Source organism: Pseudomonas sp. 31 R 17 (genome assembly GCF_900004915.1).
GTDB classification, from domain to species: Bacteria; Pseudomonadota; Gammaproteobacteria; order Pseudomonadales; family Pseudomonadaceae; genus Aquipseudomonas; species Aquipseudomonas orientalis_A.
Genome location: NZ_CVTN01000062.1, coordinates 227810 through 244868 on the forward strand (window position 1 = coordinate 227810; position 17059 = coordinate 244868).

General features: G+C 60.2%; 14 protein-coding genes. 3 read left to right on the top strand and 11 right to left on the bottom strand.

Annotation, left to right across the window (positions count from 1 at the left end; translation table 11 throughout):
* Positions 1-55 precede the first annotated feature (55 nt).
* From BFP89_RS10990 to BFP89_RS11040, 11 genes are all read right to left on the bottom strand, one after another.
* Entirely contained in the window at positions 56-1288 is a 1233-nt protein-coding gene (locus BFP89_RS10990; protein ID WP_065885500.1) for a multifunctional CCA addition/repair protein, read from the bottom strand.
* A gap of 63 nt (positions 1289-1351) precedes the next feature.
* Positions 1352-2917: a SpoVR family protein gene (locus BFP89_RS10995; protein ID WP_065885501.1), complete on the bottom strand. Its 1566-nt coding sequence runs from the start codon at positions 2915-2917 to the stop codon at positions 1352-1354.
* Positions 2914-4185 carry a YeaH/YhbH family protein gene (locus tag BFP89_RS11000; protein ID WP_065885502.1) on the bottom strand — a complete coding sequence of 424 codons (1272 nt, stop codon included), beginning with the start codon at positions 4183-4185 and terminating at the stop codon, positions 2914-2916. The genes BFP89_RS10995 and BFP89_RS11000 overlap by 4 nt, the downstream gene beginning before the upstream one ends.
* Positions 4186-4298: 113 nt before the next feature.
* A complete protein-coding gene (locus tag BFP89_RS11005; RefSeq protein WP_065885503.1) occupies positions 4299-6221 on the bottom strand; it encodes a PrkA family serine protein kinase in 1923 nt (640 codons plus the stop codon).
* A 285-nt stretch (positions 6222-6506) separates the two neighbouring features.
* A complete protein-coding gene (glpE, locus tag BFP89_RS11010; protein WP_065885504.1) occupies positions 6507-6836 on the bottom strand; it encodes a thiosulfate sulfurtransferase GlpE in 330 nt (109 codons plus the stop codon).
* Positions 6837-6845: 9 nt separating this feature from the next.
* Positions 6846-7697, bottom strand: a complete 852-nt coding sequence (locus BFP89_RS11015) for a symmetrical bis(5'-nucleosyl)-tetraphosphatase (RefSeq protein WP_065885505.1) — start codon at positions 7695-7697, stop codon at positions 6846-6848.
* The gene (apaG, locus tag BFP89_RS11020) at positions 7697-8077 is read right to left on the bottom strand and encodes a Co2+/Mg2+ efflux protein ApaG (protein WP_065885506.1); all 381 of its coding nucleotides are present in this window, start codon (positions 8075-8077) and stop codon (positions 7697-7699) included. The genes BFP89_RS11015 and apaG overlap by 1 nt, the downstream gene beginning before the upstream one ends.
* Before the next feature lie 201 nt (positions 8078-8278).
* Entirely contained in the window at positions 8279-9097 is an 819-nt protein-coding gene (gene rsmA, locus BFP89_RS11025) for a 16S rRNA (adenine(1518)-N(6)/adenine(1519)-N(6))-dimethyltransferase RsmA (RefSeq protein WP_065885507.1), read from the bottom strand.
* A complete protein-coding gene (gene pdxA / locus BFP89_RS11030; RefSeq protein ID WP_065885508.1) occupies positions 9094-10083 on the bottom strand; it encodes a 4-hydroxythreonine-4-phosphate dehydrogenase PdxA in 990 nt (329 codons plus the stop codon). The genes rsmA and pdxA overlap by 4 nt, the downstream gene beginning before the upstream one ends.
* Positions 10080-11414, bottom strand: a complete 1335-nt coding sequence (locus tag BFP89_RS11035; RefSeq protein WP_082632017.1) for a peptidylprolyl isomerase — start codon at positions 11412-11414, stop codon at positions 10080-10082. Before BFP89_RS11035 ends, pdxA begins: the two co-directional genes overlap by 4 nt.
* Entirely contained in the window at positions 11395-14169 is a 2775-nt protein-coding gene (locus BFP89_RS11040; RefSeq protein ID WP_065885509.1) for an LPS-assembly protein LptD, read from the bottom strand. Before BFP89_RS11040 ends, BFP89_RS11035 begins: the two co-directional genes overlap by 20 nt.
* A 130-nt stretch (positions 14170-14299) precedes the next feature.
* On the opposite strand from BFP89_RS11040, the gene BFP89_RS11045 reads away from it, so the two are divergent.
* From BFP89_RS11045 to BFP89_RS11055, 3 genes are read left to right on the top strand one after another with little or no spacing between them, the layout of a single operon-like run.
* The gene (locus BFP89_RS11045) at positions 14300-15325 is read left to right on the top strand and encodes an aminoglycoside phosphotransferase family protein (RefSeq protein ID WP_065885510.1); all 1026 of its coding nucleotides are present in this window, start codon (positions 14300-14302) and stop codon (positions 15323-15325) included.
* Positions 15322-15996 (top strand): N-acetylmuramate alpha-1-phosphate uridylyltransferase MurU, encoded by a 675-nt coding sequence (murU, locus tag BFP89_RS11050; protein ID WP_065885511.1) that lies wholly within the window; start codon positions 15322-15324, stop codon positions 15994-15996. Before BFP89_RS11045 ends, murU begins: the two co-directional genes overlap by 4 nt.
* Before the next feature lies 1 nt (position 15997).
* Positions 15998-16765, top strand: coding sequence for a TerB family tellurite resistance protein (locus tag BFP89_RS11055; RefSeq protein WP_065885512.1), 768 nt, complete (start codon positions 15998-16000; stop codon positions 16763-16765).
* The last annotated feature ends 294 nt before the right edge of the window (positions 16766-17059 follow it).

Below are 17059 nucleotides of genomic sequence, written 5' to 3' on the forward strand. Positions count from 1 at the left end.
GAAGAACGTGAACGATAACGCGGCGCTCTCAGGTTTTTCGCGAGCAAGCTCGCTCCTACAATGGGCTTTGTTGTTCCTTGTAGGCTTTGAGTGCGTTAAGCCGTTCGCGCTTGAGCGCTTCGCCCAGCGCGGGGCCTTTGAAGCCTTTTTCCAGCAACGGTGCTACCTGCACCTCGCGCGCAACCTTCGCCGCGCCACGCAAATAATCGGCCTGTGGATAAGTTCGCTGTTCAAAGCCCTTGCGACCCCGCGCATCCATCTCGCAGGCGAGCACAAACTCCTCAAAGCGTTGCGGGCGACGGTAGACGTCAAAACTCTGCAGCAACTCCAGTAGTGTCGAGGCCTTCAGGTCCAGGGCTCGATGGCCGTGGGTGTGATATTGGCCCACCAGCAGCGCCAGCTCCTGGCAATCCCTTGGCACTTTGAAGCGTTCATTGACGGTCTTGATCAGCTTCAAGCCCCGATGTTCGTGGGCAATATGCTGCGGCAACTTATCCACAGGCGTCAGGCCCTTGCCTAAGTCGTGCAGCAGGCAGGCCCAGCGTACGGTCAGCGGTTGCTTGTACAAGGCCGCCTGCTCCAACACGCTCAATGTGTGCAGGCCCGTGTCGATCTCGGGATGATGGGCTGCGGGCTGCGGCACGCCGAACAGCGCATCCACCTCCGGCATCAAGGTTTTCAGCGCATTGCAGTCGCGCAGCACCTGGATAAACACCTGAGGCTGATCTTCCATCAGTGCCCGGGAAATTTCTTTCCAGCTGCGCTCCGGGGTCAGCGCCTCCAGTTCGCCGGATTCGCTGAGCTGACGCATCAGCGCCAGGGTTGGCGCGGCCACGGTGAATCCGAGGTGCGCATAACGCGCGGCGAAGCGCGCAACGCGCAGCACTCGCAAGGGATCTTCGGCGAAAGCGGGCGATACGTGGCGTAAGATACGCGCGTCCAGATCGCGTTGGCCGTGGTAAGGGTCGGTCAGATTACCCTCATCGTCTTCAGCCATGGCATTGATGGTCAGGTCGCGACGAATCAGGTCTTCTTCCAGCGTGACTTCGGGGCTGGCGTGAAATACGAAGCCGCCGTAACCCCGGCCACTTTTACGTTCGGTGCGGGCCAGGGCGTATTCATCGCCGTTTTTTGGGTCCAGGAACACGGGGAAGTCAGCACCGACCGGCTTGAAGCCTTTGGCCAGCATCTCTTCGGTGGTGGCGCCGACGACGACGCGGTCGATGTCGGTGACCTTGATGCCCAGCAGGCGATCACGCACCGCACCGCCGACTTTGTAGATTTTCATGAAAAAGCCTCCATTAGCGGCACAGGATACCGCCTGTGCCTGGCCAATGGAGGCTTTGCCGTTTCAGAGATGCACGACGGCCAGGTCCAGGCGGCCGTAGTCGTTATCGTTATGATCGCTGCGCGGTGGGACATGGTGGGTTTTCATCACCTGGTCGCCCTGCAGGGTTTCCAGGTGGATATCGAAGCCCCACAGCCGGTGCAAGTGCTTGAGCACTTCTTCGGTGGATTCACCCAGGGGTTTGCGGTCGTGCTGCTGGTGACGCAAGGTCAGCGAGCGATCCCCGCGCACATCGATACTGTAAATCTGCACATTGGGCTCGCGGTTGCCCAGGTTGTACTGCGCCGCCAGGGTCTCGCGGATAGTCCGATAGCCCGGCTCGTCATGGATGGCCGGCACCACCAGGTCCTCCTTGAGGTCGTCGTCCATGATGCTGAACAACTTCAGATCGCGAATCACCTGCGGGGACAGGTACTGCAGGATGAAACTCTCGTCCTTGAAGCTGCTCATGGCGAACTTGATGGTGGACAGCCAGTCGCTGCCGGCGATTTCCGGGAACCAGCGGCGATCCTCTTCGGTTGGGTGCTCGCACATGCGACGGATGTCGCGGTACATCGCAAAGCCCAGTGCGTAGGGGTTGATGCCGTTGTAATAGGGGCTATCGAACCCGGGCTGGAACACCACGCTGGTGTGGGACGTGAGGAACTCCATCATGAAACCGTCGGTGACCAGGCCTTCGTCGTACAGGTCGTTCATCAGGGTGTAATGCCAGAACGTCGCCCAGCCCTCGTTCATCACCTGAGTCTGGCGCTGCGGATAAAAGTATTGGGCGATCTTGCGCACGATGCGCACGATTTCCCGCTGCCAAGGTTCCAGCAACGGGGCGTGCTTTTCCAGGAAATACAGAATGTTTTCCTGAGGTTCGGCGGGGAAGCGTGCATTGTCCTTGTCACTGTTTTTGCCGGCACGCTTTGGAATGGTGCGCCACAGATCGTTGATCTGCTTCTGCAGGTGTTCCTCACGCTCCTGCTGGCGCAGGCGCTCTTCTTCTGCCGAAATCGGATAGGGGCGTTTGTAACGGTCGACGCCATAGTTCATCAGGGCGTGGCAGGAGTCGAGCAGGTCCTCTACCGCGTCGATGCCGTGGCGCTCCTCGCATTGCATGATGTACTGCTTGGCGAACACCAGGTAATCGATGATCGAACTGGCATCGGTCCAGGTGCGGAACAGGTAGTTGCCCTTGAAAAAGCTGTTATGCCCGTAGCATGCGTGGGCCACCACCAGCGCCTGCATGCAGATGGTGTTTTCTTCCATCAGGTAGGCGATGCATGGGTCGGAGTTGATCACGATCTCGTAGGCCAGGCCCATCTGGCCGCGGGTGTAGGACTTTTCGGTGCTGAGGAAGTGTTTGCCATAGGACCAATGGTGATAACCCAGCGGCATGCCGACGGAGGCGTAGGCGTCCATCATCTGTTCGGCGGTGATCACTTCGATCTGGTTGGGGTAGGTGTCCAGCGCATAACCGGCCGCGATGCGGCTGATTTCCCGGTCATAGGCCTGGATCAGTTCAAAGGTCCACTCGGACCCGGTGGAGATAGGTTGGCGCTTATGCTCTTTTTTGGCGGTCATGTCACTAACCTGCGCTGGAAGAGTTCACGGAAGACCGGGTAGATATCGCCGGCCGAGACCAGTTGCTGCTGGGCGAACGTGTCGGCAAAGGCTTCGCCGATGCGCTCGTATTCGAACCACAGCGCCTGGTGCTCACGGGGGGTAATTTCGACGTAGGTGTAGTACTGCACGAAAGGCATGATCTGGTTGATCAGGATATCCCGGCAGATCGGCGAATCGTCGTTCCAGTTGTCACCGTCGGACGCCTGGGCCGCATAGATGTTCCACTCATTTGCCGGGTAGCGTTCGGCCATGATTTCCTGCATCAGTTTCAGTGCGCTGGAGACGATGGTGCCGCCGGTTTCGCGCGAGTAGAAGAATTCCTCTTCGTCGACTTCCCGGGCGCTGGTGTGATGGCGGATAAACACCACGTCGATCTTGTCGTAGTTCCGTTTCAAGAACAGGTACAGCAGGATAAAGAAACGCTTGGCGATGTCCTTGGTGGCCTGGGTCATGGAGCCGGACACGTCCATCAGGCAGAACATCACGGCCTTGGAGCTGGGGTTGGGTTGCTTGACCAGCAGGTTGTATTTCAAATCGAAGGTGTCAAGAAACGGCACACGGTGAATACGCGCGCTGAGTTTCTCGATTTCGATTTCTATTTCCTGGATATCGCCGAAGTTATCCGGTTCTTCGCGCTTCAAACGCGCCAATTCTTCCTTGGCGTGCTTGAGCTTTGCACGGCTGCTGCCTGACAGGGCGATCCTACGGGCGTGAGCTGAGCGCAGGGTGCGGATGATGTTGATACGGGACGGGTTGCCCTCGTTGCTGATACCGGCGCGTACGGTTTTGAAGGTGTCGGTGCCGGTCAGGTTGCGTTTGACCAGGTTGGGCAGTTCCAGGTCCTCGAACATGAATTCGAGAAACTCCTCCTGGGTGATCTGGAACACGAATTCGTCCATGCCCTCGCCGGAGTTGCCGGCCTTGCCCGCGCCCTTGCCTCCACCGCCTCCTTGAGGGCGTGCAATGTGTTCACCCGTGGTGAACTCCTTGTTGCCGGGATGCACAACGGTCTGCTTGCCGCCCCGGCCGTGGTGCAGCACGGGTTCGTCGATGTCGCGTCCCGGAATGCTGATTTGTTCGCCATGCTCCATGTCGGTGATGGAGCGGCGGCTGACGGCCTCTTCAACCGCCTTTTTGATATGGTCACGGTAACGCCGCAGGAAACGCTGGCGGTTTACCGTGCTCTTGTTCTTGCCATTGAGGCGTCGGTCGATCACATAGCTCATGGGGAGCCCTCCGGGCAGCTTCACGTTACAAGCTTCAAGCCGCGAGCTGGAAGCTTAAGGACAAGCGGTCGACTGCCAGGCGTAACGCCTGGCAGTGAGCACCTGTCGCTGCCTTATTGCGATTTGCGCACCCGCAGGTACCACTCGGAGAGCAGTCGAACCTGTTTGTCGGTGTAGCCACGCTCGACCATTCGTGTGACGAAGTCGTTGTGTTTTTGCTGGTCCTCCTTGCTCGCCTTGGCGTTGAAGCTGATAACCGGCAGCAGATCCTCGGTGTTGGAGAACATTTTCTTCTCGATCACCACCCGCAGTTTCTCGTAGCTGAGCCAGGTTGGGTTCTTGCCGTTGTTGTTGGCGCGGGCGCGCAGCACGAAGTTGACGATTTCGTTGCGGAAATCCTTCGGATTGCTGATGCCGGCGGGTTTCTCGATCTTCTCCAGCTCTTCGTTGAGCGCCACGCGGTTGAGGATTTCGCCGGTTTCGGGATCACGGTATTCCTGGTCCTGAATCCAGAAGTCGGCGTACAGCACGTAGCGGTCGAAGATGTTCTGGCCGTACTCGCTGTAGGACTCCAGGTAGGCGGTCTGGATTTCCTTGCCGATGAACTCGATATAGCGCGGCGCCAGGTATTCCTTGAGGAAACGCAGATAGCGCTCGCGGGTTTCGGCCTGGAATTGTTCCTGTTCGATCTGCTGCTCCAGCACGTAGAGCAGGTGCACCGGGTTGGCGGCGATCTCGTGGGGGTCGAAGTTGAAGACCTTGGAGAGGATCTTGAACGCGAAGCGTGTCGACAGGCCGTTCATGCCTTCATCGACGCCCGCCGTGTCGCGGTATTCCTGGATCGATTTGGCCTTGGGATCGGTGTCCTTGAGGTTTTCACCGTCGTACACGCGCATTTTCGAGTAGATATTCGAGTTCTCCGGCTCCTTGAGGCGCGACAGCACGGTGAACTGGGCGAGCATCTTCAGGGTGTCGGGGGCGCAATGGGCCTTGGCCAGCGAGCTGTTGAACAGCAGTTTGTCGTAGATCTTGATTTCATCGCTGACCCGCAGGCAGTACGGCACCTTGACGATGTAGATACGGTCGATGAAGGCTTCGTTGTTCTTGTTGTTGCGGAAGGTGTGCCATTCCGATTCGTTGGAGTGCGCCAGCAGGATCCCGGTGAACGGAATCGCGCCCAGGCCTTCGGTACTGTTGTAGTTACCTTCCTGGGTGGCCGTGAGCAGTGGGTGCAGCACCTTGATCGGCGCCTTGAACATCTCCACGAACTCCATCAGGCCCTGGTTGGCCCGGCACAGCGCGCCCGAGTAGCTGTAGGCGTCGGCGTCGTTCTGCGGGAATTCTTCGAGTTTGCGGATATCGACCTTGCCCACCAGCGCCGAGATGTCCTGGTTGTTCTCGTCGCCCGGCTCGGTCTTGGCGACGCCGATCTGGTTGAGGATCGATGGGTAGAGTTTGACCACCCGGAACTGGCTGATATCGCCGCCGAACTCGGACAGGCGCTTGGTGGCCCAGGGCGACATGATGGTATTGAGGTAGCGCCGGGGGATGCCGAAGTCTTCTTCGAGGATCGCACCGTCTTCGGTGGCGTTGAACAGCCCCAAAGGCGACTCGAACACCGGTGAGCCCTTGATGGCGTAGAAGGGCACCTTCTCGATCAGTTGTTTGAGTTTTTCCGCCAGGGATGACTTGCCGCCACCAACGGGGCCGAGCAGGTAGAGGATCTGTTTCTTCTCTTCCAGGCCCTGGGCCGCATGGCGGAAGTAGGAGACGATCTGGTCGATGCATTCTTCCATGCCGTGGAAGTCTTCAAAGGCCGGGTAACGCCGGATCACCTTGTTGGAGAATATTCGCGACAGGCGCGAATTGTTCGACGTGTCTACCAGCTGCGGCTCGCCAATCGCCAGCAGCAGGCGCTCGGCGGCAGACGCATAGGTGCTGCGGTCCCGTTTGCACAGCTCAAGATACTCTTGAAGCGTGAGTTCTTCCTGCTGTGTGGACTCGAAACGTTGTTGGAAGTGGCTAAAGATACTCATGACGTCGTCACCTCGCTCGATACGTGGAGCCGACGCCGGATCAATCAGTCGATGCTGGCAGCCATTGGCGTTCCCCAATGGCTGTTTTCCCCCCAGAACACCCTGAAACGCTACCGATGACCCGCGCGCCGGTGTACCGGCTCTCCCCTGATTTGGATGGCCTGCACTTAAGGATAGTTGGTAATCGGGGAGTTCAAGGCGCGATACGTAATTAGTTTGGCTGCGCCGTTCGTCAGAAACGGCGCAAGCCCAAGCGTCACGCGGGGTAGCGGGGTCTGAAAAAAATTATTGCGAATCGCCTGAAGAAATTTCCGCAGGATAGGTCGCGCGCCACAGCTCAAAGCCGCCATCGAGGCTATAAACGTCGGAGAAGCCCTGGCTGACCAGATAGGCTGCGGCGCTTTGGCTGGAGTTACCGTGATAGCACGCCACGATCACCGGCGCGTCGAGGTCGGCGGCGCGGATGAAGTCGGCGATGTTGACGTTGTCCAGATGCCGGGCGCCGGCAATGTGGGCTGCAGCGTAAGTTGGCTGGTCACGGATATCGACGACCACGGCGCCTTGCTCGCGCAGGGCCTGGGCTTGTTCGGGAGGGATACGTTTGAATTCGCTCATTGCGGGCTCCTAGGGCTTGGCGGCGGCCGTCTGTGTAGTGGATACAGGGGATTCACACTGGCAACTGATAAGCTCGCCGGTGTCGACGTTCATCAGGGTCATGGCGCCGCCCCACACGCAGCCGGTGTCGAGGGCGAACACGCCGGGTTCTTCGCAGTTGCCTTCAAGGGCGGCCCAGTGGCCGAAGATGATTTTCGTGTCCCGGGTCTTGCGTTCCTTGTGGGCGAACCAGGGCTGGTAGCCGGGCAGGGCGGTGTCGGCGCCTTCCTTGCTCTTGAGGTCCAGCTTGCCCTGCGCCGTGCAGAAACGCATGCGCGTGAAATAGTTGGTGATCACTCTCAGGCGGGCGACGCCGGTGAGCTCGTTGTCCCACTTCACTGGCTCGTTGCCATACATGCCGTCGAGGTAGGCGGTGTACAGGTTGTCATCGGCCAGGGCGCTTTCGACTTCGGCGGCGCACTTGAGGGCTTTCTTCAAGGTCCATTGCGGTGGGATGCCGGCGTGGACCAGGGCGATGTTACGGGCCTCGTCGTAGTGCATGAGCTTTTGTCGGCGCAGCCATTCCAGCAACTCGGCGCGGTCCGGTGCTTCGAGGATCTCGCGCAGGGTGTCGCCTTTTTTCAGGCGCTCGATGTTCTGGCCGGCCGCGAGCAGGTGCAGGTCATGGTTGCCCAGCACGCAGACCAGCGAATCGCGCAGGTTATAGAGGTAGCGCAGGGTTTCCAGCGACTGCGGGCCACGGTTGACCAAGTCGCCGACCAGCCACAGGCGATCATTCACGGGGTCGAAGGCGACCTGTTCAAGCAGGCACTTGAGGGGCTCCAGGCACCCTTGCAGGTCACCGACCGCGTACGTCGCCATCAGTGCAGGGCTCCGGGCACCGCGAGGCGGAACGGCTTGATGGTTGCGTCGAACAAGTGGCCGTCGGTGGCTTTCATCTGATACGAGCCCTGCATGGTGCCGACCCTGGAGGTCATCACCGTGCCGCTGCTGTAGGTGTGGCTGGCGCCGATGTCGATCAACGGTTGCTGGCCGACAACGCCCGCGCCGCGTACTTCTTCAACCTGACCGTCACCGTCGGTGATCACCCAATGGCGTGACAGCAACTTGGCCGGCACCAGCCCGTTGTTTTTCACCGTAATGGTGTAGGCAAAGGCAAAGCGGTTGAGTTCGGGTTGCGATTGGTCCGCCAGGAAGCGGGTGACGACGCTGACGTCGATCTGGTAGCGAGGATCGGACATGCAAGAGGCCTTAAAAGCAAAAGCGGAGGACAGCAGATGCGGATCAGTCTAGGCCAAGAGGTGGGCACTAGGCCAGACATGCAGTCGGGTATGACAGGGTTCAAGTGTGGGAGGGGGCTTGCCCCCGATAGCGGTGGTTCAGTTAAACCTTCCTGCACTGACACAACCTCATCGGGGGCAAGCCCCCTCCCACATTTGTCCTTACACCTGCTCTGCTGCTGGCGCAGGCTGGATAGCCAACTGGTCGGCCAGGCGCACGAATGCGGCCAGGTCCAGTTGCTCGGGACGCAGGCTGCCATCGACGCCGGCAGCTTCGATCTCGGCATTGCTCAACAGCGCCTTGAGCGTGTTGCGCAGAGTCTTGCGGCGTTGGTTGAACGCTTCGCGTACGACGCGCTCGAGCAGTTTGTGGTCCTTGGCCGGGTGCGGCAGGACGGCATGGGGCACCAGGCGCACGATGGCCGAGTCGACCTTCGGCGGCGGGTTGAACGCGCCCGGGCCGACGTTGAACAGGTGTTCGACGCGGCAGTGGTACTGGACCATGATCGACAGCCGGCCCCAATCACCGCCACCTGGGCCTGCGGCCAGGCGCTCCACCACTTCTTTTTGCAGCATGAAGTGCATGTCGCGGATGATCCCGGCGTTGTTCAGCAGGTGGAAAATCAGCGGGGTGGAGATGTTGTACGGCAGGTTACCGACAACGCGCAGGCTGTTGGGCGCGGCGTTGAGGGTGTTGAAGTCGAACTTCAGCGCATCGCCCTGATGCAGATTGAAGTTGGGCTTGCCGGCAAATTGCTGATTGAGGATCGGGATCAGGTCCTTGTCCAGCTCCACTACATCCAGTTGGCCGCCACTGGCCAGCAGGCCTTGGGTCAGTGCGCCCTGGCCCGGGCCGATTTCCAGCAGGCGGTCTTCTGGCTTGGCATGGATGGAACGCAGGATGCGGTCGATCACGCCAGCGTCGTGCAGGAAGTTTTGCCCGAAGCGCTTGCGCGCCCGGTGTTGGTAATGCTCGGTCATATACGGGTCTCGGCCATCTGATAGGCGGTTTCCAGGGCCACGTGCAGGCTGCCGGTATCGATCTTGCCGCTGCCCGCCAAGTCCAGGGCAGTGCCATGGTCGACGGAGGTGCGGATGATCGGCAGGCCCAGTGTCACGTTGACTGCGGCGCCGAAGCCTTTGTATTTCAGCACGGGCAGCCCCTGGTCATGGTACATCGCCAGCACTGCATCGCAGTGCTCCAGATATTTGGGGGTAAACAGAGTGTCTGCGGGCAATGGGCCGCGCAGGTCCATGCCTTCCTGGCGCAGACGCTCTAATGTCGGTTCAATGATGTCGATTTCTTCATGGCCCAAATGGCCGCCCTCACCGGCGTGGGGGTTGAGCCCGCAGACCAGGATGCGCGGTTGGGCAATGCCGAATTTGTGTTGCAGGTCGGCGTGCAGGATGCGCGTGACGCGTTCTATGCGCTCGGCGGTGATGGCGTCGGCGATATCGCGCAGCGGCAGATGGGTGGTGACCAGCGCGACGCGAAGGCCGCGGGTGGCCAGCATCATCACGACTTGTTCGGTCCGGGTGAGTTCGGCCAGGAATTCGGTATGGCCGGAGAAGGCGATACCGGATTCGTTGATCACGCCTTTATGAACGGGCGCGGTGATCATGCCGGCGAAGTCGCCGTCGATGCAGCCTTGGCCGGCGCGGGTCAGGGTTTCCAGCACAAAGGCCGCATTGGCCTTGTCCAGTTGCCCTGCGACGACCTTGGCATGCAGCGGGGTGTCCCACACATACAGGCTGCCCGCCGGCGCCGGCAGGTCGGGCCAGTTGCCCGGTGCAACGCTCAGCAGGTTGACAGCCACACCCAGCTGCGCGGCCCGTTCAAGGAGCAGGTCGCGGCTAGTAATGGCAATCAGGGGATGTGGCTGGGGTTGCGAGGCGAGCAGCAGGCACAGGTCTGGACCAATGCCGGCCGGCTCGCCGGGTGTTACCGCGAAACGCTGGGGTTTCACTGCGCTGCCTGGTCGGTGCCTGTTTGCTCGGCGGCCGGCAGTTTGTTTTCCACGTAGGCTTCGTCACGGATCTGACGCAGCCAGGTTTGCAGCTCTTCGTCGTACTTGCGGTTGCGCAGTACGGTCAGGGCTTGCTGCTCGCGGGCCTGGTTGGTGTTGTCGGTGGCGCGACGGCCAAGGACTTCCAGCACATGCCAGCCGTATTGGGTCTTGAATGGCTTGGACAGCACGCCTTGCGGCGTATCGGCCATCACCTGCTGGAACTCCGGCACCAGGGCTTTCGGGTCGATCCAGTTCAGGTCACCGCCGTTGAGGGCCGAGCCTGGGTCTTCCGAGAAACTCTTGGCCAGGGTGGCGAAGTCTTCACCGCTTTCGATGCGGTCATAGATCTTCTGGGCCAGTTCCTTGGTTTGTGCTTCGGTGCGGATTTCGCTTGGTTTGACCAGGATGTGACGAACGTGTACTTCGTCCTTCAGCGAGGTCTCGCCGCCGCGCTTGCCGAGCAGCTTGAGGATGATAAAGCCGCCTGGAGTGCGTGCCGGCTGGGTAATATCACCCACGTTCATGGCACTGAGCTCACGGTCGAACGGCGGCGGCAGTTGAGCGGCTTTACGCCAGCCCATGTCACCGCCGTCGAGCGCGTTGTCGCTGCCGGATTGGGCAATCGCCATTTGAGCGAAATCAGCACCCGCCTTGAGGCGGTCGTAGATCGCCTGGGTCTTGGCCGCGGCGGCATTGAGCTGCTCGGCGTTGGCGCTGTCTGGCGTCGGGATCAGGATATTGGCCAGGTGCAGCTCTTCGGAGAGTTGCATCTTGCCCAGGTCCGAGGCCAGGAAGTTCTTCACTTCCTGCTCCGACACCTGCACCCGCTCCGCTACGCGACGTTGACGTACACGGCTGATGATCATTTCACGCTTGATCTGGTCACGCGCGTCCTCATAGGACAGACCATCGTGCGCCAGGGCTGCGCGGAACTGATCGATGCTCATGTTGTTGCGTTGAGCGATGGTGCCGACGGCCTGGTTGAGCTCTTCGTCCGAAATACGGATGCCGGAGCGCTCGCCGATCTGCAGTTGCAGGTTTTCGACGATCAGGCGTTCCAGCACCTGGGGCTCCAGGACGCTGGTCGGCGGCACACCACCGCCACGCTTGGCGATGGTCTGCTGAACTTCCTTGACCCGCTGGTCCAGCTGGCTCTGCATGATCACGTCGTTATCGACGATGGCTGCGACTTTATCCAGCTGTTGCACCGCGGCATGCGCCGAGGCGGCACCCAGGAACAGCGCGCCCAGCACTAGCGGGCGCAAACACTCAGAAAGCTTTGTCTTCACGTTCACGATAACCTTCAATGCCTTTGTCGAGGAAGCTCTCTACCTTGGCGCCGGTCAGGCCGCCGAGTCCTTTGAGGACGATCTGGAAGAAGAGCCCGTGGTCACCCTTTTCGTTAAGCGGGGCGATCTGGCTGTATTCGTCGTTGGAAACCCAGTAACGGTTGATGACGCGCAGTTTCCAGCAGCAGTTGTCGTACTCGAAACCACCAAAGGCTTCCAGGGTACGGTTACGTGCATAGTCATACTGCCAGCGGGTGATCAGGTTCCACTGTGGAATGATCGGCCACATCATCGAGAAGTCGTGTTGCTGGATTTTGTAGTAATCCTTCACGTAGTTCGGATCGCCCGGCTTGCCGTAGTCACCACCGAACTGCCATTTGTTGGCCAGCTGGTTATAGACGATCTGGTCGTTGCGATAGCGATAACCGAGGTTGATCACCTTGTTCGGGTCGTTTTCCGGCTGGTAGTGGAACATCGCGCTGCCGGACCGTGGGGAGTGGCTCTCGGGGTCCCAGTTGTAGTCGGCTGTGGCGCGCCAGTCGCGGTTGAAGTGGAATTCGTATTCCAGCGCGATAGGCGATACGTCGGTACGCGCGTCATCGCGATCGGCGGCCAATACGCCTGGCAGTTGAACCTCACGGTCCTTGAAGTACACGGCCTGACCTACCGAAACGCGTTGGCGCTCAAAACCGTTATCTTCGATCCAGCGGCTGGTTACGCCCAAGGACAGTTTGTTCTCGTCACCAATCCGGTCGGTGCCGCTGAAGCGGTTGTCGCGGAACAATGAGGAGTAGCTGAACGAGTATTCACTGGTATCGAAAACCGGAATATCGCTCTGGTCCTTGTTCGGTACGTAGAGGTAGTAGGCCCGCGGTTCGAGGGTCTGGTTGAAGTCCTTGCCGAACAAATTGGTTCTGCGGTCGAAGTACAGGCCGCTGTCTACACTGGCGATCGGTATCGCGCGGTCCTGGGAGCTCTTGAACGTATCGCCTGCAGCCAGCGTGTTTTTACCGATCGTATCAAGGTCAAGATCGTACTTGGTGTAGACGTACTTGAGCTTCGGCGTAATAAAACCGTAAGTCCAGTTCATCGGGTATTCGACAGCGGGTGCAACATTCAGGCGAGTACCGTTGGCCCGGGTAAGACCCAGCACGTTGCTATCCAGGCGAGCCGTTTTGTCGCCGTTCTCGTCTGTAAACATACCGTTTTGCAAGTCACGATCAAAACGTACGGCTTCGGTTTCATAACTGAAGTTCAAGCCGCCCGGATGAAACGGCAGTTGGCCGTCCAGCGTGAGCTGCGGCAAGCGGTCATACGGCGTGATTTGAGAGATTGTGGACAACTGGTACGCCTGGACATTCAAGCGAGCCTGATAAGAATCGCCCCGGTACGTCAGGGAACCCTGCTGGTTCAGGAAGTCCCGGTTCTGTACACCTTCCTCAAACGACTTCAGATCCTGGAAGTAATAAGGATCGCTGATCTTGGTGTAGTCCACCTGGGACGTCAGGCGCGAATCCAACCCACCCCTGTGCTGCCAGTTGAGCATGTAGCGGGTTTTTTCGTAATCGGTCTGGTTCTTGCGCTCGTCGTTGTCGTCGTTCAGGTACGCCCCGCCGAACTGGCCTTCGCTGGACTTGGTGAGGTAGCGGAATTCGCCTTCCATCAACAAGCCGCGCTTGGTCATGTATTGCGGGTACAACGTGGCGTCGTAGTTCGGTGCCAGGTTGAAGTAGTACGGCGTCACGAGGGTAAAGCCAGTCTCGCTGCCGGTGCTGAAGCTCGGCGGCAGGAAGCCGGACTGACGGCGATCGTCAATCGGGAAATAGATGTAAGGGGTGTACAGGATCGGGATGTTCTTGACCCGCAACGTCGCGTTGGTGGCCGTACCGAAACCGGTGGCCGGGTTCAACGTGATGTTGTTGCCCTTGAGCTGCCAGGCGTTGCTGTCCGGCTCGCAGGTGGTGTACGTACCGTCCTTGAGACGGATGATCGCGTTCTCGGCACGCTTGGCGTACAGCGCATTACCGCGGATACGCGACTTGTGCATCACGTACTCGGCGTTGTCGATCTGGGCCGCGCCGGTGTCGAGCTGGACCTGGGCACGGTCGCCCACGATCAGCGCGCCGTTGTCGCGCAGGCGCACGTTGCCGTTCAGCTCGCCACGGTTCTCGGCCTGGTACAGGCTGGCTTCGTCGGACTCCAGCTGCATGCTGCCCTGGCGCATGACGACGTCACCGGCCAGTGTGGCGACCTGCTGTTCCTGCTCGTAACGAGAAGCCTTGGCACCGATGAAGGTTGGCGCATCGCTCTTGTTCGTCTTGTCATTCATGCCAGGACGCGTCGGCTCGATGTAGGCACCGCCGCAGTAAGGGCCGGTTTCGGCCAACTGTGCTGCGGTCAGTTTCTCGCGAGGCACCCAGTCCAGGTGGCTGTAGTCTTTGCTGCGCGAACGCAACCCACGGCCCTTGGCTTCGGTGACCAGCATGGTCTTGGGCTCGGCGTCGACGCTGCCGCCAGCCTCGCCCTGCGGCGTGCTGTTGGCCGAGCTGACGGCAGAACCGTCATGCACCGGGCGCGGTGGCAATGGGGCTGCGGCCGTTTTCGGCGCGCAATCCCAGGCACCCGAAGCAGAGACTGAGCAGTCATACTGTTCCGCGGCGACCACGAATGAGGTGGCGAAAGGTTGCAAGGCCAGCAGACTGCCGGTTACCAGCAACGGAAATTTTCTACGAAACGCGGGGGATTTCAATGCCATCTTATTAGTCCGGGCTTCCTGCGTGCCATCTGCCCGCGGTTTGGGCCGCACGCCTCTCGATGGTCTGAAAAAGATGCGTGATAATAAAGCATGCCCCGCTTGACGGCTAGCGCCGTCGGAGACCCTTGTAATGCCCGAGCACGATCTACGTTTACAACAGCTGGAAGTCTGGCTGGATGAGCAGTTGCCGATTCTCTTCAACGCTCAGGACTGGGGCCCCGTACCCCCGGCCACATTGACCGCGGCCAGCAGCGACGCGAGTTTCAGGCGTTACTTCCGGTGGGAGGGTGGGGCGCATACGTTCGTCGTAATGGACGCGCCACCGCCCCAGGAAAACTGCAAACCTTTCGTCGATATCGCGTATTTGCTCGCGAAATCGGGAATTAATGTGCCAAAAATTTATGCAGAAGATTTGCCCCGTGGCTTTCTTTTGCTCAATGACCTGGGCCGAAAAACCTATCTGGACGTGATTGACGAGCAAAATGCCGATCAATTGTTCGCTGACGCCATCGATGCGCTGCTGGCGTTCCAGCAGTTGCCGATGGACGCGCCGCTGCCCAGCTATGACGTCGCCCTGCTGCGTCGCGAGCTTGAGTTGTTCCCTGAATGGTACGTTCGCCGGCACCTGGGTATCGAGCTTGATACCCGCCAGCAGGCCCTCTGGCAGCGCGTCAGTGACCGGTTGATCGACAGCGCCCTGGCCCAGCCCACCGTGCTGGTGCACCGCGACTATATGCCGCGCAACCTGATGATCAGCGAGCCTAACCCTGGGGTGCTGGATTTCCAGGATGCGGTCTATGGCCCGGTGACCTATGACATTACCTGCCTGTTCAAGGACGCCTTCCTCAGTTGGCCCCAGGCCCGCGTGCGCGGGTGGCAGCGCGGCTATTGGGAGCGCGCCGGGCAACTGGGCATCCCAGTGCAGGAGGATTTTGAAGACTTCCTGCGTGCCAGCGACCTGATGGGCGTGCAGCGTCACCTCAAGGTCATCGGTATCTTCGCGCGGATCTGCCACCGCGATGGCAAACCACGCTATCTGGCGGACGTGCCGCGCTTCTTTGCTTATATAGAAGCGGTGCTGGCCGACCGGCCGGAGTTGAGTGACCTGGGTGAGCTGCTCAGCAGCCTGCGCCAGCCGGCCGAGGCTTGCGTATGAAAGCGATGATCCTGGCGGCCGGCAAGGGCGAGCGCATGCGCCCGCTGACGCTGCATACGCCCAAACCGCTGGTGCAGGCAGGCTGCAAACGGCTGATCGAGTATCACCTTGAAGCGCTGGCCAAGGCCGGCTTCACCGAGATCGTGATCAACCATGCCTGGCTCGGTCAGCAGATCGAAAGCTACCTGGGTGACGGTGCCCAGTTCGGCGTGCGTATCCGTTATTCAGCCGAAGGCGAGCCGCTGGAAACCGGCGGCGGGATTTTCCAGGCGCTGCCGTTGCTGGGTGACGAGCCGTTCCTGGTGGTCAACGGCGATATCTGGACCGATTACGACTTCAGCCAATTGAAGCGACCGCTCCAGGGCCTGGCCCATCTGGTGATGGTCGACAACCCGGCGCATCATCCGTCTGGCGGGGATTTCTACCTGGACGACGGCGTGCTTCATGATGCGGCGCCCGGTGCCGATAACCTGACCTTCAGTGGCATTTCCGTGCTCGACCCTCAATTGTTCGCGGGTTGCAGTGCGGGTGCCTTCAAGCTGGCGCCGTTGCTGCGCGCGGCGATGACCAACGGTCGGGTGACGGGTGAACACATGAAGGGACGCTGGGTGGATGTCGGAACGCTTGAACGTCTGGCGCAGGTCGAAACCTTGCTGACAGCGGGACGATAGGATGCTGTGGCCAGGGACGCTGATCGGCGCCGGGGCTGGCTTTGCGATTGCCAGCATTCCGGGGGCTCTGTTGGGTGCATTGCTGGGGCAGGCGCTGGACCGGCGCCTGCAATTGCACAGCTGGGCGCAGTTGCGCGAACGCATGGGCGGACGACCCGCATTGCGCAACGACGAATTGTTGTTCGTGCTGCTGGGGCGCCTGGCCAAAAGCAACGGTCGCATTGTGGACGGGCATATCCAGCAGGCGCGCCAGGAAATGCGCGCACTGGACATGACCGAGCCGGCCCAGCGCCGAGCCATCATGGCGTTTAATCGTGGCAAGTCCGGCACTGATCGTGTGCGCAGTTATCTGCGCGTGCTCAAGGCGCAACCCCATGCCGCCGAGGGTGTTCTACGTGCGTGCTGGCGGATGGCCTGGGCGGATGGCCGGGCGGATGATGCCGAGCGTGACCTGATCGAACGGTGGGGCAAATGGCTGGGCTGGACGCCGCAACAAATCCGCGCGTTGGCCTCCGATTACGCGCCGACGCGCAAGCCGTTGGTGGACCGTGTCGGGGCTTATCAGGAGGCGCTGCGGATTCTGGGGGTGACGGCGACCGCTGAGCCGTCGGTGATCAAGCGCGCCTATCGCCGCCTGCTCAGCCGCCACCACCCGGACAAGATCGCCGGCAGTGGCGCCAGCCCCGCGCAAGTGCGTGAGGCGACCGAGCGTACCCGTGAGTTGCATAACGCTTATGCGTTGATTCGCGAGCGGCGGGACTTTCGCTGACATCGCCGATCAAATGTGGGAGGGGGCTTGCTCCCGATAGCGGTGTATCAGTCACCCAATGTTTGGCTGACACACTGTCATCGGGGCATGAGTATCTACACAACTTTTAGGTACTCTGCGGGACCCTGTGGGAGGGGGCTTGCCCCCGATGGCGGCCTCTGGGCCGACCAGGATGTTGGATCAGATCGAGTACATATCCGTTATTTAGGTAACGGCCACTTAGGGTTCCGCTTTTACAGCGGCTCACTTTTGAAAAGCGCAAAAGTAAGCAAAACGCTCTTGCCCCACCACTCG